Here is a 16,856-nt window from a genome sequence, read left to right as displayed (position 1 = left end):
CTGCCGACAATCAACCCGTCGGCCTGAAAGGGAGCTTCAATCATGTCGAACACCTTTGCCCGTTACCTGGGCAATCTGAGCGTCAACCTGAAACTGGGGATCGGTTTCGGGTTGGTGCTACTGCTTACGCTGCTGATCGCCGCCACCGGCTGGTTCGGCTTGTCCCGCTTGATCGAGCGGGCCGACAAGATCACCAGCATTTCCATACTCGATGACCGCATGCGCGACCTGCGCATCGCTGCTCAATCGTTCGAATTGCAGAAAGGCAGTTCCGGTGCCGACACCGTCACTCGCCTGCTCGATGAGCTCGATGCCAACCTGGTGATCGCACAGCACACCCTCGTGATGTCCGAAGATATAGCGCTGGTCGAGCAGGAAATAGCGGCTACCCAGGCCTATCGCCAGGCATTCGCCGCGTCGCTGCTGTCGATCCAGGGTCGCGAGGCCGCCCGCAGTCAATTGGGCAGCACCGCCGACCGCGCCGTTGCCGAAGTCAATCAGGTGCAGGCAGCCCTGCTCGGCCAAGGTGACCTGTCGGCGTTCAGCACGCTGGTGGAAACCAGTCGGCTGATCCAGCAAGCTCGCTTCCAGGTGCGTGGCTACACCTACAGCGCCAAGGACGAAGCGCGCCAGCCGGCACTGACGGCCATCGACCAGGCGATCGCCTCGGTCGCCGCTGCACAGGCCAGCGTATCCAGTGAACTCATCGGGCGCCTGCAGCAGGCTGGGGAAGCCTTGAGCGCCTACCGCGCTGCGGTGGCGCAATTCAGCGAGAATCAGCAGACAACTCTTCAGAGCATCGACACGATGACGACGTTGGGGACCTCGCTGCTTGATCTGAGCGATCGACTCGGCGACTCGCAGACCACCAAGCGCGATGCCGATACGGCCCGTGCCAAAGCGTGGCTGGCAACAGCGGCAGCGTTGGCGACCCTGCTCGGCATTGCCGCGGCATGGGCCATTACCGCGCAGATCGTCGGCCCCCTGCGCCAGACCCTGGCCAGTGTCGAACGAGTTGCGTCCGGCGACCTGAGACAGTCGCCGGCCATTATTCGGCGTGACGAACTGGGCCAGGTGCAGCTGGCCTTGCAGCGCATGACCTTGAACCTGCGTGAACTGGTGGGCGGCATCAGCGAAGGCGTGACGCAATTGGCCAGCGCGGCCGAGGAGTTGTCTGCGGTCACCGAGCAGACCAGTGCCGGCGTCAATGCGCAGAAGGTCGAAACCGATCAGGTCGCCACCGCCATGAATGAGATGGCCGCTACCGTGCAGGAAGTCGCGCGCAATGCCGAAGAGGCGTCCGAGGCCGCTGTGGCTGCCGATCAACAGGCACGCGAAGGCGATCGGGTGGTCAGCCAGGCGGTGGGCCAGATCGAACGTCTGGCCGCCGAAGTGCTGCATTCAAGCGAAGCCATGAATCAGTTGAAGCAGGAAAGCAGCAAGATCGGCGGTGTGCTCGATGTGATCACCTCCGTGGCCCAGCAGACCAACCTGCTGGCCCTCAACGCGGCGATCGAGGCGGCCCGCGCCGGCGAGGCCGGTCGTGGATTCGCCGTGGTGGCCGATGAAGTACGCAGCCTGGCCCAACGTACCCAGCAATCGACCGAAGAGATCCAGGCGCTGATCGCATCCCTGCAAACCGGGACTCATCAGGTGTCGAGCGCGTTGGACAGCAGCCGGGAAATGACCGACAGCAGCGTGCAACTGGCTCGCCGTGCCGGCCAGTCGTTGAGCGACATCACCCGCACGGTGTCGGCGATCCAGGCCATGAATCAGCAGATCGCGGCAGCGGCGGAGCAACAGAGCGTGGTGGCCGACGAGATCAACCGCAGCGTGCTCAATGTGCGCGAGGTTTCCGAGCAGACGTCGGCGGCGAGCGAGGAGACCGCAGCGTCGAGCATCGAGCTGGCGCGGCTGGGGACACACCTGCAGGGGTTGGTGGGGCAGTTCAAGGTTTGAGGTTGGGTGGTGGGCTTGCGGGCCTCTTCGCGGGCAGAGACCCGCTCCCACAAGAGTTTGCAGCGATCTTGTAGGAGCGGGTCTCTGCCTGCGAAGAGGCCAACACAGCCAGTCAGCCAGGCAACAGACCCGCAACTCCCGCCGTACTCCTGTGGGAGCGGGTCTCTGCCCGCGAAGAGGCCAACACAGCCAGTCAGCCAGGCAACAGACCCACAACTCCTGCCGTACTCCTGTGGGAACGGGGCGGGCGGCGAGCCCTCTGCCCGCGAAGAGGCCCTACAGTCACCCAAACAGCAGAACTACAACACCTGCCGCAGGAACGCCTGTGCCCTGGGGTCCTTGGGTGCATCGAAGAACTCGGCCGGGGGCGCGTCCTCCAGCAACCGGCCGTGGTCGAAGAACAGCACCCGGTCCGCGACTTCCCGAGCGAAACCCATCTCATGGGTAACGCACACCATGGTCATGCCCTCCTCGGCCAGGGTCTTCATCACTTCCAGCACTTCACCGACCATCTCCGGGTCGAGCGCCGAAGTCGGCTCGTCGAACAGCATCACCTTGGGGTCCATGCACAACGCCCGGGCAATGGCCACGCGCTGCTGCTGGCCGCCGGACAGCCGTGACGGAAACGCATCGGCCTTCTCGCCGATGCCGACCTTGGCCAGCAACGCACGGGCCTTGGCCTCGCGCTCGGCCTTGCCGCGCTTGCGCACCACCTTCTGCGCCAGGCAGAGGTTTTCCAGCACGGTCATGTGCGGAAACAGGTTGAAGTGCTGGAACACCATGCCGACTTCGCGCCGATAGGCATTGATGTTGGTCTTGGGGTCATCCAGGCGCAGGCCGTCGATGCTGACCGAGCCCTGATCGAACGCCTCCAGGCCATTCAGACAGCGCAAGAACGTGGACTTGCCCGAACCCGAAGGGCCCAGAACCACCAGCACCTCGCCCTTGGCCACCTGGGTGCTGACCTGATCCACCGCACGCACCACCTGGCCGCGGGTATTGAACACCTTCAACAGGTTGCGTACTTCAATCACTTTGCGCAAGCCTCCGCTCGAGCCGGCTGGCGAAATACGACAGCGGCAGGTTGATGACCAGGTACAGGGCTGCCACGCAGAACCAGATCTCGAACGTCGAGAACGACGTGGTGATCGCCTCGCGCCCACTCTTGGTCAGCTCGGTGATGGCGATCACCGAAACCAGCGACGTGTCCTTGACCAGGCTGATGAACTGCCCCGCCAACGGTGGCAATACACGCTTGAACGCCTGGGGCAGGATCACGTAACGCATCGATTGTCCGGCATCCAGGCCCAGCGAACGGGCAGCCTCGCCCTGCCCCTTGGCGATGGACTGCACGCCCGAGCGCACGATCTCGGCGACGTAGGCGCCGGTGAACAACGCCAGTGCCGCAACACCGGCGAACTCGCGCGAGAGGTTGAGTACGGTACCGATGAAGAAGTAGAAGATGAAGATCTGCACCAGCAGCGGCGTGCCGCGCACCAGCTCCACATACACGGTGGACAGATGACGCAGGGTGGGATTGCTCGACAGCCGGCACAGCCCGGTGACCAGACCCAGAAGCAGCCCGACCACGCCCGACACCAGCGACAGCCACAGGGTGGTCCACAAGCCCCAGGCGATCGGTCCGGCCGTCCAGTGCCGGGTCACGCCGATCTGATCGCCTTCGGACACGTCATCGCCCTCCTGCAGCACGACACTGCTGGCGTCCACACGCAACACCTGCTCGCCGCCGTCTTCATCGCGCAGGGTCACTTGTGCCCGCCCGCCCTCCCGAGTGATCTGTTCGACGCTGCCGTAGCCTTCGGCGCGCTGCGGCTGTTCGGCCTGGTAGACGAAGTATTGCGGCACCCGATTCCAGTGCCACTCGTAGGAGATGCGCGAGGTCGCGGCGTACAAGCTGAAAGCCAGGCCGATGAGCACCAGCGCGGTCAGCCCGTGCCAGGGCCATTGGGCTTTGTGGTGTTTGATCACAGGGGGTTCAATCCGCTAGAAGACCGACGCGCGGGGCAAGCCCGCGCGTCAGGGAGAGTCTGGCCAGAGGCGCAGTCACTGCATTTCGTTGAGCCAGTTCTTGTTCACGAACCACTTCTTGTGGATACGATCGTAGCTGCCGTCTTCACGGGCCTGGCGCAGGAAGTTGTTGATGAAGTTGAGGCTGTCGTAGTCGCCCTTCTTCAAGCCGAACGCCAGCGGTTCGTAGGTGAAGGGCTCGTCGAGGTAGACCAGCTTGCCGTTGCCGACCTTGTCCACCGCCACCACGTTGTAGGGCGAATCATAGATGAATGCGTCGGCCTTGCCGTTGACCACATCGAGTACCGCTTCAGGCTCGTTGTCGTAGCCATGGTATTGCGCCTTGGCGATCAGCTTGCGCGCCACGAACTCACCGGTGGTGCCTACTTTGGAAGTGATGCGGTAGTCCTCTGAGTTCAAGTCCTTGTAGGTCTTGATCTTCTCGGCCAATTCCTTGCGAATCAGCAGGGTCTGGCCGACGACGATGAACGGATCGCTGAAGTTGATGCGCAGGTTGCGTTCTTGGGTCAGGGTCAGGCCGCTGCCGATCATGTCGAACTTGTCGGTCATCAGGGCGGGAATGATGCCGTCCAGGCTGGTAGAAACCAGTTCCAGCTTGACCCCCATGGACTTGGCCATGGCCTTGAGCAGATCGACTTCGAAACCGATGATTTCGCCACGCTTGTTGGTCATCTCGAACGGCATGTAGGTGGGGTCCATGCCCACGCGCAATGTGCCGCGCTTGACCGCTTCATCGATAGCGCCCGCGTGCGCCGAACCCACGGCCGCCATGGCCATGACGCCGAGCAGCAGCATCGACAGATACTTCTTCATCACCAATTCCCCTAGCCAACTTCGGGCACGACCCGGCCTGGGCGCACCATTTCGGGGTGCGATCCTAACTCAAACGGGGGTCTGGACAAAGTTTGGTACTGAAATTAGTGCCGGATGGCACTGTTGGGGGGCATGGCGGGGATATTGGGGTGTGACCTTCGCGGCCACTGACCGCTCCTACAGGTGTTTGGAGATTCCTGTAGGAGCGGTCATCGGCCGCGAAAAGGTCAGGTGCGGTCAGGCGTTCTGCAAGCCTGTTGCCGGTACAGCACCGAGCGGTTGCTCAGGCTGAGCCGGGCGTTCCGCTTGCTTGGACTGACGCCAGGCATCCAGCCAGGCCGTGTTCTGATCGGCCCAGACATGCTCATGCAGACGCGAGATCGCCACCGGATCGCTGAGCAGCGACATGCGCGTGTTGTTATCGAGCTTCTGCGGACCACCTTGCAAAGCCTGATGGACCCACTGCGCACGCATGCTCTCGATCGGCGCGGCCTTGCCGTGCCGTGCCGTGCCCAAACCATAGGCCAGGGCGTTCTGGCGCGGATCGACGACCGCACGCACGAAACCGTCCTTGAGCGCGTTGTCGCGGTTCTCCTGGGTGTAGCGATCGGTGGAAACCAGTTCCTGTGGCGTGTCGTACTCTTCCGGGATCAGGAACAGCTTCTCCTCCCGAGCCTGCACACCCAGGTTGGTCCGGCTGGAAATCACCGATACCGGGATCGACAGCATCAGCGAACCCACGATCGGCGTCAGCCACCACAGGAAGCTGGGGTTCAACCAGATCACCAGGGCAGCCCAGGCCGCACCCAGCAGGGTTTGCGAGCCGTGACGCTTGATCGCTTCGCTCCATGGAGTGGAGTCGTCGTCGCGTTGCGGCGAGTTCCAGGTAGCCGCCCAGCCCAGGAACGCGGCCAGCACGAAACGGGTGTGGAACAGCATACGCACCGGCGCCAGCAGCATGGAGAACAGCATCTCCAGCAGCATCGACAGGGTGACCTTGAAACGACCGCCGTATTCCTTCGCACCCTTGGCCCAGATCAGGATGATGCTCAGCAGCTTGGGCAGGAACAGCAGCACGATGGTGGTGGAGAACAGCGCCACCGCCTTGTCGGGATGCCATTGCGGCCACAATGGGTACAGTTGTCGTGGCGCCAGGAAGTAGGTCGGCTCCATCAGCGTGTTCACCGCCAGCAGGGCCGTGGACAACACCAGGAAGAAGAACCACAACGGTGCCGACAGGTACGACATCACGCCGGTCAGGAACACCGCCCGGTGAACCGGGTGCATGCCCTTGACCAGGAACAGGCGGAAGTTCATCAGGTTGCCGTGGCACCAGCGGCGATCGCGCTTGAGTTCGTCAAGCAGGTTGGGCGGCAACTCTTCGTAGCTGCCTGGCAGGTCGTAGGCAATCCACACGCCCCAGCCGGCACGGCGCATCAGGGCCGCCTCGACGAAGTCGTGAGAGAGGATCGCACCGGCGAACGCACCCTTGCCCGGCAGCGGCGCCAGGGCGCAGTGCTCGATGAAGGGCTTCATGCGAATGATCGCGTTGTGCCCCCAATAGTGCGATTCGCCCAACTGCCAGAAGTGCAGACCTGCGGTGAACAGCGGACCGTACACGCGGGTGGCGAACTGCTGCATGCGCGCATACAGGGTGTCCATGCCTGACGCCTTCGGCGCGGTCTGGATAATGCCCGCGTCCGGCGTCGCTTCCATCAAGCGCACTAGGCTGGTCAGGCATTCGCCGCTCATCACGCTGTCCGCATCGAGTACGACCATGTAGCGGTATTCGCTGCCCCAGCGACGGCAGAAGTCGTCGAGGTTGCCGCTCTTGCGCTTGACCCGACGACGACGGCGACGATAGAAGATGTGGCCGAAACCACCGGCTTCGCGGCACACCTGCAACCACGCCTGCTGCTCGGCAACGGCGATGTCGGGGTCGTTGGTGTCGCTGAGCACGAAGAAATCGAAGCGATCCAGATCGCCGGTCGCCTTCACCGATTCGAACGTGGCACGCAGACCGGCGAAGACGCGAGTCACGTCTTCGTTGCAGATCGGCATCACCAGCGCGGTACGCGCACCGGCTTCGATCGGCTCATTGCCCGCGCTGGCACCGGAGATGCGGTACTTGTCGCGACCGGTGAGCAGTTCGAGGAAGCCCATCAACGCCGTCCAGAACCCCGCCGATACCCAGCAGAAAAGGATACCGAAGAGGATCAGGATACTGGTCTGCAGGAAGTACGGCAGGACCTGGGTGGCGGTCTGCATGATCGGCTGACGAACCACTTCGTCGAGGTCGACCATGCCCCAGCCCTGGTACGGCATGATGCCTTTCATGTACCAGCCGGCGACGATGGTCTGGCCGAGCATCAGCACCAGCAGGATGTAGCGACGCATCGAACCGACCCAGCGCCAGCGCGCTTTCGGCAACTCGCGCTTGTCGCTGGTCGGCTCGGGCTTGCTGGCCTTGCCGGTCAGCTTGCGCCATGCCCGAACCAGGACGTTGGTGCGCCAGGGCTCGGGAACCACCAGCGTACGGTGGATCGGTGGCGTGGCCTTGAGCTGCAGGCGACCGCTGGCGTCGAGGCCGAACATCTCGGCCTCTTCCAGTTCGGCAGCCGAGTCCAGCCGCAGGCGCTGTTCGACCGAGTTCTGTGCGCCGAGCACGGCATCGTGCGCCGGGCGCCCGGACAGGCGCTCGTGCAGTTCGGTGAAGGACGTGCAGTCGGCAAGTTCTGCGCGCTGTGCGTCCCCCAAGGGCAATTGAGCCAGGTATTCGCCAAGCGATTCTGGCCGAGCTGGAGAATTAGTCATCGGCGGGCAACTGGTAGCTCCAGGTTTCAGTCAGGACCTGTTCGGTCTTGACCGGTTCGGTAGGTGTGACAGGAGCGGTTTCGGCAGCGGCTTCCGGCGCGGTCGCTGCAGGGGCCTGGGCCACTTCGGCTGGCTTCTCGGCCTTGCCGTGCGCCTTGTCATGCTTGTGCGCACCCTTGTCTTCGACCGGTTCGGTAGCCTTGACGGGCTCCACCGGCAGATCCTTGACCAGCGCCGCACGCATTTCCACGGCCTTGTTCGGATCCTTGACCTTGACCCGCAGGGTCAGGCGCCAGCCTTTGGTTTCCGGGTTGTAGCGAACGTTGTTCTCGACCAGCTCGGCGTTGTCATCGACGCTGACCTGGCTGCGAACGGCGGCGTCCTCAGGCAGAGCGGCCAGCACCGGACCCTGATAGTCGATCAGGAAGGCGATGCTGCCATCGGCCTGACGAATCAGGTTGGACTGCTTCACGTCACCGGTCGAGCGCAGAGTCTGGTCGACCCAGGCAATGTCGGGCGAATGGAACTCGTCTTCGTCCATCGTCCAGTGCAGGCGGTAGTTATGCTCCAGCGCCACGCCCGGCTCCGGGATCTTCTCCGGGTTCCAGAACGCCACGATGTTGTCGTTGGTTTCGTCCGCAGTGGGGATTTCCACCAGGTCGACGGTGCCCTTGCCCCAATCACCCTTCGGCTCGATCCAAGCGCTTGGGCGCTTGTCGTAGCGGTCGTCGAGGTCTTCGTAGCGGGAGAACTCGCGGCCACGCTGCAGCAGACCGAAGCCCTTGGGGTTCTCGACGGTGAAGCTGCTCACAGCCAGGTGCTTGGGATTGTTCAGCGGGCGCCACAGCCACTCACCGTTGCCGGCATGGATGGACAGGCCGGTGGAGTCATGCAGCTCGTGGCGATAATTCTGCACACGGGACGGCTGGTTGGAGCCGAACAGGAACATGCTGGTCAGCGGCGCGATACCCAGGCGGCTGACACGGTCACGCAGGAACACCCGCGACTCGACGTCGACGGTGGTGTCCTTGCCAGGACGCAGGGTCAACTTGTAGGCGCCGGTGGAGCGCGGCGAATCGAGCAGGGCAAAGATTACCAGCTGCTTGTCGCCTTCGTTTGGCCGTTCTACCCAGAATTCGCGGAAGCGCGGGAACTCTTCACCCGACGGCAGTGCCGTATCCAGGGCCAGGCCGCGGGCCGAGAGGCCATAGACCTGACCCTTGCCGATGACGCGGAAGTAGCTCGCGCCCAGCATGGTCATGATCTCGTCCTGTTTGTCCGCCTTGTTGATCGGGAACAGCACACGGAAACCGGCGTAACCCAACTGCTCGGTGGACTTGGGATCGAACTGCAGGTCGCCGAAATCGAAACGCGCAGGGTCGTACTTGATTTCATTGACGGCAGTGGCGGTGACTTCGTTGATCTTCACCGGCGTGTCGAAATGCATGCCCTGGTGATAGAAAGACAGCTTGAACGGGGTCTTGGCATCAGCCCATTCTGCGTTCTCGTTGCGGAAACGGATTTTCTGGTAGTCCGCGAACTTCATGTCGCGAAACTCTTTGGGCAAGTTGCTGCGCGGGGTTTCGAATTTCTGACCGGCAAGCTCCTTGGCGCGTCCGGCAACATCGTCCAGGCTGAAGGCCCAGAGTTGGCTGGCGCTGAACAGGCAGAACAGTGCAGACCCGGCCAGCATCGCTTTGCGCAACCGAGTGCGGGGTGTTCTTGAAGCATTTAAAGGACTAACAATCACGAGCAACCCTCGCCGAAAACATATCGAAAAACCAACGGCCAGCAATCTTGCGCCGGGTTGGCGAGCACTGTTCCGACTCCAAAAGGGCTTAATGATTCCCCAAGCGGAGCCAGACACGCTTCAAACTGGAAATACCGGGTAGCAAAACGTGGCCCCCCTGGCGCGCGATTATCTAGTACGTCGCGTCACAACGCATCAGGGTAGCCCAAGTATTTATGCTACGAAGAGAGGTCGACGACCGCAAACTCGCCATCAATAGGCCATTAACTTTGTAACAGGAAGGTTACAGGCCCATCATTGGTCAAGCTTACCTGCATATCGGCACCGAATTGCCCCACCTGAACCTGCCCGTGCGCTTTTTTTGCAGCCTCGACCAGGTGGTCGAAAAGCGCCTGCGCCAAGGCCGGCGGCGCTGCAGTGGAGAAGCCTGCGCGCAGGCCGCTGCGGGTGTCCGCCGCCAGGGTGAATTGCGACACCAGCAGCAACCCGCCGCCGACGTCCTTGAGCGACAGATTCATCCTGCCCTGCTCATCGCTGAACACTCTATAGTTGAGCAGCTTATGCAGCAGCTTGTCGGCACTGGCGGCGGTGTCGTCCGGTTCGACGGCCACCAGTACCAGCAAACCCTGATCGATGGCGCCTATGGTCTGCCCGGCGACCTCGACACGGGCCTGGCTGACCCGTTGCAGCAGCCCCTTCATGCCTCTTCCAGAGGCAAATCCAGCAAACGGCGCGCCATCTGTTCGGCGGCACGCACCAGCGCATCGGTGATGCCCGGCTCGGAGGCGGCGTGGCCAGCGTCGCGAATCACCTGCAGTTCGCTGTTGGGCCAGGCTTGATGCAGCGCCCAGGCGTTGTCCAGCGGACAGATCACGTCATAGCGGCCATGCACGATCACCGCCGGCAAATGGGCGATACGCGGCATGTCGCGGATCAATTGATCCGGCTCCAGGAAAGCGTTGTTGACGAAGTAGTGGGTCTCGATGCGGGCAATCGACAATGCACGTTGCGGCTCGGAGAAGCGGTCGACCACCAACGGGTTGGGTCGCAGGGTCGCGGTACGGCCTTCCCAGGTGGACCACGCCTTGGCAGCGTGCATCTGGGCGATCTGGTCATTGCCGGTGAGGCGCTTGTGGAAGGCCTGCAACAGGTTGCCGCGCTCTTCCGGTGGAATCGGCGCGACGTAGTCCTGCCAGTAGTCGGGGAACAGACGGCTGGCGCCGCACTGGTAGAACCATTCGATTTCCTGCGGGCGGCACAGGAAGATTCCGCGCAGGATCAGGCCATGCACGCGCTCGGGATGCGTCTGGGCATAGGCCAGCGCCAAGGTCGAGCCCCAGGAGCCGCCGAACAGAACCCACTTGTCGATGCCCAGGTGTTCGCGAATGCGCTCCATGTCTGCCACCAGCCGCCAGGTGGTGTTGTTCTCAATGCTGGCATGGGGGGTGGAACGGCCGCAGCCGCGCTGGTCGAAGGTGACGATGCGATAGACGTTGGGATCGAAGTAGCAACGGCTCTGCGCGTCGCAGCCCGAACCCGGGCCGCCGTGGATGAAGAGCACCGGCAAGCCCTGCGGCGAACCGCTCTCGTCGACATACAGCACGTGCGGCTCTTCCACGGCCAGATCATGCCTGGCGTAGGGTTTGATCTGCGGGTACAAGGTTTGCATCGTGCGCTCCGTTGGAAGTTGGGTCTCTGCCGTCGGCCATCATAAACCCGAATGACCACTCGGCGCATTCTCCCTATCCATTGCAGGGTTTCACAAGCGCTCCCCCACCAGATAGGCGCCACCGGGCACGCCTTGGTGAAGGGTGGCGCGGATGTCCCGGTATAGGTCATCGGCCTGTTGCGCGGTCAAGGACTGGGCATGGTCGCGCAGCACCACCTGCAGCACCAGGTTGTGCTGGCCACGCACGATACCCAGACGCTTGATGGTCAGGGAAGGCAATTCCTCGAACGACCAGCAGCCCCGTATGTGCAATTCTTCGATCCAGCCGGCGCGATAGCCGGCCACCTGCAGGACACGCTCTGTGATGTCCTCGATGCCCAATCCAGGTTCCACCGCCAGCGACAGGTCACGGCTGATGGCCGGCTGGCGGTAAAGCGGTTGCCAGGCCTTGAGGTCGCCCATCTGCGCCTGGACCTGGGGATGGCCGTCACGCAGCAGACGAATGTCCGGAACACCCTTGCGCAGCATCGCCAGGCGATCCAGCCCCAGGCGCAGCACCAGACCGCCATGGGCCTGGGGATCGACGTCCAGGCGTTGCAGGAACGCCGGGCAGATGCAACCGCAAGCCAGAATATCCACCGGCGCCTGGCGGGTGACCAGGCTGACATTGAGGCCATCGCGGGTAAAACCGCAGACGCCCGAGCTGTGCGCCCACATGCGTCCCGGCACGGCGATGTCCAGCACGTCGCCTACCAGCCGCAGCAGCTCCTGACGATTGCCCAGCGCGGCGTCGCCCACTACCCAGATGTCCATCTGGTGCGGTTCGGCGCAGTGCCAGCGATCGCGGATGTCGCGACGGAAGGTGATGCCGGGCGCGGCGAGCATGATGGTTTCGCCCGGCGCGCGACGCCCCGCCGCCGCCTGCAGGCCGGTGATGACCGCGCTGCTGGTCTGGGTGCGCAGCAGCAATTCATCATCGACCCAACAGCTGTGAGTGCTGACTTCATCCATCACTTGGGGATCGTCACCGCACAGCTGAAAGTTTTCCACTGCGGAGATGATCCGCGGCCCCTTGTGCACTTCGGCCAGGGGCCAGCCTTGGCGCACCAGACCCGCGAGCAGATCCCTGACCAGCAGGCGTACCGCGTGGGGCGGTTCGCAGGCATCGGTCAAGTCGGCAATGCGCAACGCCTTGTGGATGGCTTCATGGCTGAGGTAGTGCTTGGTGACGGGCATGCAGGCATTCCTTGTTCCTGAACGGATGCCTGCACGCTAGGCAGGGTATTGCGGGACAACAATCGGAAGTTTCTGAAAGAGGCACTTTTCAGAAACTTCCGACAGAAATGTCTGACAGCAATGTCGGCAGACGCTTTCCAGACCCCACCACCGGTTGCCTCAAACCGCAACGCTGCGACGCTGCACGAACCGGTCAACGTAATCGTCAGCCGGGTTGTGCAGAATTTCCCTGGCAGTCCCGGCCTGGATCAAGCGCCCATCCTTGAGGATGGCGATCCGGTTGCCCAGGCGAATCGCCTCGTCCAGGTCGTGGGTGATGAACACGATGGTCTTGTGCAGGCGGGTCTGCAATTCCAGCAACTGATCCTGCATTTCTGCACGGATCAACGGGTCCAGAGCACTGAACGCTTCGTCCATGAGGATAATGTCGGTGTCCGCCGCCAGTGCCCGCGCCAGGCCCACACGCTGGCGCATGCCGCCGGACAGCTGCTGGGGATAGGCACGCTCGTAGCCGTTGAGACCGACCGCCTCGACCCACTGCTGCGCCCGCTCCTGGCACAGCGCCTTGCTCTCACCGCGAACCTTGAGCCCATAGGCGACGTTGTCGAGCACGCTCTTGTGCGGCAACAGGCCGAAGCTCTGGAACACCATGCTGATCTTGCGGCGGCGAAATTCGCGCAGCGCTGGCATGCCATAGCGCAGGATATCTTCGCCATCCACCAGAATCTGGCCACTGGAAGGGTCTACCAGTCGGTTGAAATGCCGCACCAATGTCGACTTGCCCGAACCGGACAGACCCATGATCACGAACACCTCGCCCGCTGCGATCGACAATGACAGGTCATCGACGCCAACCACGCAACCGGTTGCTGCCAGCACCTGTTCCTTGCTTTGGCCTTGCTGGCTCAGCGCCAGCGCCTCTTTCTCGCGCTTGCCGAATACTTTGTAGACGTTGCGCACTTCGATCTTGGGTGGGTTCATCGGCCTACCTCGTGACGGGGACGACCATAGGCCTGAGTGATGCGGTCGATCACGACCGCCAGAATGACGATCGCCAGCCCCGCCTCTAGGCCCTTGCCCACGTTCAGCGTCTGAATGCCGACCAGCACGTCTTCGCCCAGGCCGCGCGCGCCGATCATCGAGGCAATCACCACCATGGACAGCGCCATCATCGTGGTCTGGTTGATACCAGCCATGATGCTGGGCAAGGCCAGCGGCAGTTGCACGCCGAACAGCTGTTGCCAGCGGTTGGCGCCGAAGGCGTTGATCGCCTCCATGACCTCTCGATCCACTTGGCGAATACCCAGGTCGGTCAGGCGAATCAGCGGCGGTGCCGCGTAGATGACGGTGGCGAAGATGGCAGGCACCTTGCCCAGACCGAACAGCATCAGCACTGGGATCAGGTACACGAAGCTGGGCATGGTCTGCATGATGTCGAGCAGCGGCATCAACACCGCACGCAGCCGGTCGCTACGCGCAGCAAGAATGCCCAGGGGAATGGCGATCACTACGGAAATCACCGTGGCCACGAGCATCAAGGCCAGGGTCTGCATGAGCTTGTCCCACAAGCCCACGGCTCCCACCAGAAACAGCAGGCCAACGATGACCACGGTGGTCAGCCATTTGCGCGAGGCATGCCAGGCGATGCCGCCGACGATGGCCAGCATCAGCCACCAAGGCGTCATGCGCAGCAGGCTTTCCAGGTTGACGATGGCCCACAGCAGTGTGTCGGAGATCTGCCGGAACACATCGCCGTAGCGGGTGACCAGCGCATCGACGCCGTCGTTGACCCAGTCGGCGATGGAGAAGGTGAAACTCTCAGGAAACATGGAGCGCTCTCGGTGCAAGGGGCTTCGTCAAAACAACGGGCAAGGTCAAAGCGCCGCTTCGATCTTGCTGGCTGCCGCTTCACTGACCCACGGCTTCCAGACTTCCGGGTGCTCCTTGAGGAACAAGCGCGCCAGCTTGGGCGACTCGATACGCTCGCGGCTCATGCGCGCCAGGTTCTGGTTGAGCAGGTCGATGGGCAGGTTGACCTTCTCGAACACGGGAAGCAATTCCGGCGCGCCTTCGTGGAAGGCTTTGGACAGGCCGACCTTGATGCTGATGGTCTTGTCCACACCGGGCTTTTCTGCCAGCTTGACCACATCGACCTGACCCAGCAGCGGAGTGGGCGACCAGTAGTAGAACAGGATCGGTTCGCCGCGCTTGTAGCTCGACAGCACAGCCGCATCCAGGGCTGGCCCGGTGCCGGGGCGGAAATTGGTGTAGCTGTCCTGCAGACCATAGCTCTTGAGCATTTCGCTGTTTTCCAGCTCGCAGGTCCAACCGGCCGGGCAGTTGTAGAAGCGGCCCTTGTTCGGCTCTTCCTGGTCCTTGAACACCTTGGCGTATTTGCTCAGGTCGGCGATGGCGGCAAGATCGGGGGCCTTGGCGTCAAGGCCGCGCTTGGCGTCGCCTTCGATCACGTAGCGCGGCACGTACCAGCCTTCCACGGCGCCGGTGATCGGTGCGCCGACCCCGACCACCTTGCCCGCCTGCTCGGCCTTGTTCCAGACTTCGCTGCGGCCGACCCACTCCTCGGCAAACACCTGGATGTCGTTACTGCCCAGGGCACTTTCCATGGTGATGGAGTTGCCGGGCAAGCTGTCGGTCTTGCAGTCGTAGCCGTGCTCGAGGACGAATTGCAGCAGGTCGGTGAGCAGCATGCCGCTCTCCCAGTTCAGGCCGGCGAATTTCACCGTCTTGCCCGATTCGCACCAGCCAGCGGCTTGGCTGCTGGTGGCACCGGCCAGCAAGCCCAGGGACAGGGTCGTTGCCAGGAGGGTCTTGTTCAGTTTCATCGGGTCCTGCTCCACATAAGCCATGGTCACGGCGATCTATGAGTGTGACCGCACGATGAGCCATTGTTCTGCGCGACGAACGGCAGATTGGCATATTTGTGCCGTGGGGAGGCCTATTTGGTGAAGCGGCCTTCCAGGCGATGGCGTGATCCGGGGTGGATCAGGCGCGCGGCGGTGACGGGCGTCTTGCCCGACCAGGTACGCCGCAGGATCAGCAGGCAGGGTTCGCCACGCTCGATCTGCAGCAGCTCGCACTCGCTGGGGTTGGCCAGCATGGCCTCGACCACGTGCTCGCCGGCAGTCAAAGGTGCCACGCGGGTCAGGTAGGCATAGGGGGTCTCGTCGACGAAGTCCTGCTGCAGGTACTGCGGGGCGATCTGCGCGTTGACGTAACGATCCTCGATCTGCACCGGGATGTCGTTTTCGTAGTGCACGATGATCGAATGAAACACCCGCTGGCCTTCGCGCATGTTCAGGGTCAAGGCGCGTTCGGCACCGGCCGCCTCCTCTTCCAGCAGCACCAGGCGGCTGCTGTGACGATGGCCGCGAGCGGCGATCTCGTCGGCGACGTTGTGCACCTCGAACAGCGCCGACTGGCTTTTCGGCTCGGCCACGAACGTACCGACGCCCTGCATGCGCACCAGCAGGCCTTCGGCCGTCAGCTCGCGCAGGGCACGGTTGATGGTCATTCGGCTGAAGCCCAACTGATTGACCAGCTCGCTTTCCGAAGGCACCCGGTAGTGCGGTGGCCAGGTGCCGTTGAGGATCTGCACCGCAATCATCTGTTTGACGCGGGCATACAAGGGCGCCGGACTTTCGCCCATCTGGGCAGCCAGCGCAGGGACAACAGGCGGAGTCGGCACGGGAATTCCTTGATTGATTCGTAGGGCACAGCGAGCGACATTGTAACGCGACTCGCGCCTAGGCTGTAACGCCACTCGTGCCGGGCGCAAGTCGCGACAGGCCTTATTTGCCGATGTCGGCATCCGCCGCGCGCCAGATCAGGCGACTGGTGTCATAGCCCTGCTGACGTGCCTTCGCCAACATCCGCTCGCGCACTGCGGTGGACACCTGGGGAGTACGTGACAGCAGCCACAGGTACTTGCGGCTCGGACTGCCGACCAGCGCATGCTGGTAGCTGTCGTCCACGTCCAAGACCCAGTAGTCGCCTTTGGCCAGGCTTGGCGCCATCCGGGAGAACCAGTTGTCGAACACTACCCACAGCTTGTCGGTCTTGCCCGGGACCTGTGGCGACGCCGTGCCCTTGGCTTCGCTCCATTCACCACCTTCGGTACGGCAACGGTTGAGCACGCCGATATTGCCATCGGTTTGCAGGGTGTAGTGGGCTTCGGACTGGGCGCAGTTGCGTTGGAAGAACATGGGCAATCTGGCCACTTCGTACCAGGTGCCTTGATAGCGTTGCAGGTCTACGCTGTCGACGGTGCGTGGCGCCATGCTGGCGTCGGGGGCGTTACTGCAGCCGGCGATCATCAGCGACAGGCACAAAGGTAGCAAGGCGAACTTGCGCAACGACATGGGGGCTCTCCTTGAACGGCAGACACAGGGTGTGTGCTGCTTAGAAGAGCGCAGACCGCGTGGGTTCCAATTGCGACCCTCATGGCTTGTGGGTTGGGGGTTGGGGGTTGGGGGTTGTGGGAGCGGGCTCTGCCCGCGAAGCGAGCAGCGCCGGATATCAGGCAGAACGAGGTGAAGCCTTAGCGGG

14 protein-coding genes are annotated in these 16,856 nt (G+C 62.8%); 1 reads left to right on the top strand and 13 read right to left on the bottom strand.

Annotated elements, in window-relative coordinates:
• Positions 1–42: 42 nt before the first annotated feature.
• On the top strand, positions 43–1,959 hold the full coding sequence (locus QMX89_RS10780) for a methyl-accepting chemotaxis protein (RefSeq protein WP_282348133.1): 1,917 nt from the start codon (positions 43–45) through the stop codon (positions 1,957–1,959).
• A 299-nt stretch (positions 1,960–2,258) separates the two neighbouring features.
• On the opposite strand, the gene QMX89_RS10775 is transcribed toward QMX89_RS10780, so the two are convergent.
• The 13 genes from QMX89_RS10775 to QMX89_RS10715 all read right to left on the bottom strand — a co-directional run bounded on the left by QMX89_RS10775 (position 2,259) and on the right by QMX89_RS10715 (position 16,669).
• Positions 2,259–2,993, bottom strand: a complete 735-nt coding sequence (locus tag QMX89_RS10775; protein WP_282348178.1) for an amino acid ABC transporter ATP-binding protein — start codon at positions 2,991–2,993, stop codon at positions 2,259–2,261.
• Complete coding sequence (locus tag QMX89_RS10770; RefSeq protein WP_282348132.1) at positions 2,986–3,948, bottom strand: amino acid ABC transporter permease; 963 nt, start codon at positions 3,946–3,948, stop codon at positions 2,986–2,988. Before QMX89_RS10770 ends, QMX89_RS10775 begins: the two co-directional genes overlap by 8 nt.
• 75 nt (positions 3,949–4,023) lie before the next feature.
• A complete protein-coding gene (locus tag QMX89_RS10765) occupies positions 4,024–4,821 on the bottom strand; it encodes a transporter substrate-binding domain-containing protein (RefSeq protein ID WP_282348131.1) in 798 nt (265 codons plus the stop codon).
• A gap of 237 nt (positions 4,822–5,058) precedes the next feature.
• Positions 5,059–7,635 (bottom strand): glucans biosynthesis glucosyltransferase MdoH, encoded by a 2,577-nt coding sequence (gene mdoH, locus QMX89_RS10760; RefSeq protein ID WP_282348130.1) that lies wholly within the window; start codon positions 7,633–7,635, stop codon positions 5,059–5,061.
• Positions 7,628–9,385 (bottom strand): glucan biosynthesis protein G, encoded by a 1,758-nt coding sequence (locus QMX89_RS10755; protein ID WP_282348129.1) that lies wholly within the window; start codon positions 9,383–9,385, stop codon positions 7,628–7,630. Before QMX89_RS10755 ends, mdoH begins: the two co-directional genes overlap by 8 nt.
• Before the next feature lie 263 nt (positions 9,386–9,648).
• On the bottom strand, positions 9,649–10,086 hold the full coding sequence (dtd, locus tag QMX89_RS10750; protein WP_049861736.1) for a D-aminoacyl-tRNA deacylase: 438 nt from the start codon (positions 10,084–10,086) through the stop codon (positions 9,649–9,651).
• Positions 10,083–11,054, bottom strand: a complete 972-nt coding sequence (gene pip, locus QMX89_RS10745; protein ID WP_056844443.1) for a prolyl aminopeptidase — start codon at positions 11,052–11,054, stop codon at positions 10,083–10,085. Before pip ends, dtd begins: the two co-directional genes overlap by 4 nt.
• 90 nt (positions 11,055–11,144) lie before the next feature.
• Positions 11,145–12,290: a hypothetical protein gene (locus QMX89_RS10740; protein ID WP_282348128.1), complete on the bottom strand. Its 1,146-nt coding sequence runs from the start codon at positions 12,288–12,290 to the stop codon at positions 11,145–11,147.
• 159 nt (positions 12,291–12,449) lie between these two features.
• A complete protein-coding gene (locus QMX89_RS10735) occupies positions 12,450–13,271 on the bottom strand; it encodes a glycine betaine/L-proline ABC transporter ATP-binding protein (RefSeq protein ID WP_049861733.1) in 822 nt (273 codons plus the stop codon).
• Positions 13,268–14,119, bottom strand: a complete 852-nt coding sequence (locus QMX89_RS10730; RefSeq protein ID WP_049861732.1) for a proline/glycine betaine ABC transporter permease — start codon at positions 14,117–14,119, stop codon at positions 13,268–13,270. The genes QMX89_RS10735 and QMX89_RS10730 overlap by 4 nt, the downstream gene beginning before the upstream one ends.
• A gap of 45 nt (positions 14,120–14,164) precedes the next feature.
• The gene (locus tag QMX89_RS10725) at positions 14,165–15,133 is read right to left on the bottom strand and encodes an ABC transporter substrate-binding protein (protein WP_282348127.1); all 969 of its coding nucleotides are present in this window, start codon (positions 15,131–15,133) and stop codon (positions 14,165–14,167) included.
• A gap of 113 nt (positions 15,134–15,246) precedes the next feature.
• The gene (gene hutC, locus QMX89_RS10720) at positions 15,247–15,957 is read right to left on the bottom strand and encodes a histidine utilization repressor (protein WP_282348176.1); all 711 of its coding nucleotides are present in this window, start codon (positions 15,955–15,957) and stop codon (positions 15,247–15,249) included.
• Positions 15,958–16,099: 142 nt separating this feature from the next.
• Positions 16,100–16,669: a lipocalin family protein gene (locus QMX89_RS10715; protein ID WP_282348126.1), complete on the bottom strand. Its 570-nt coding sequence runs from the start codon at positions 16,667–16,669 to the stop codon at positions 16,100–16,102.
• Positions 16,670–16,856 lie beyond the last annotated feature (187 nt).

The sequence above is a fragment of the Pseudomonas sp. PS01301 genome (genome assembly GCF_029960215.1).
GTDB classification, from domain to species: Bacteria; Pseudomonadota; Gammaproteobacteria; order Pseudomonadales; family Pseudomonadaceae; genus Aquipseudomonas; species Aquipseudomonas coleopterorum.
This window is presented reverse-complemented; position numbering and strand designations above follow the sequence as displayed.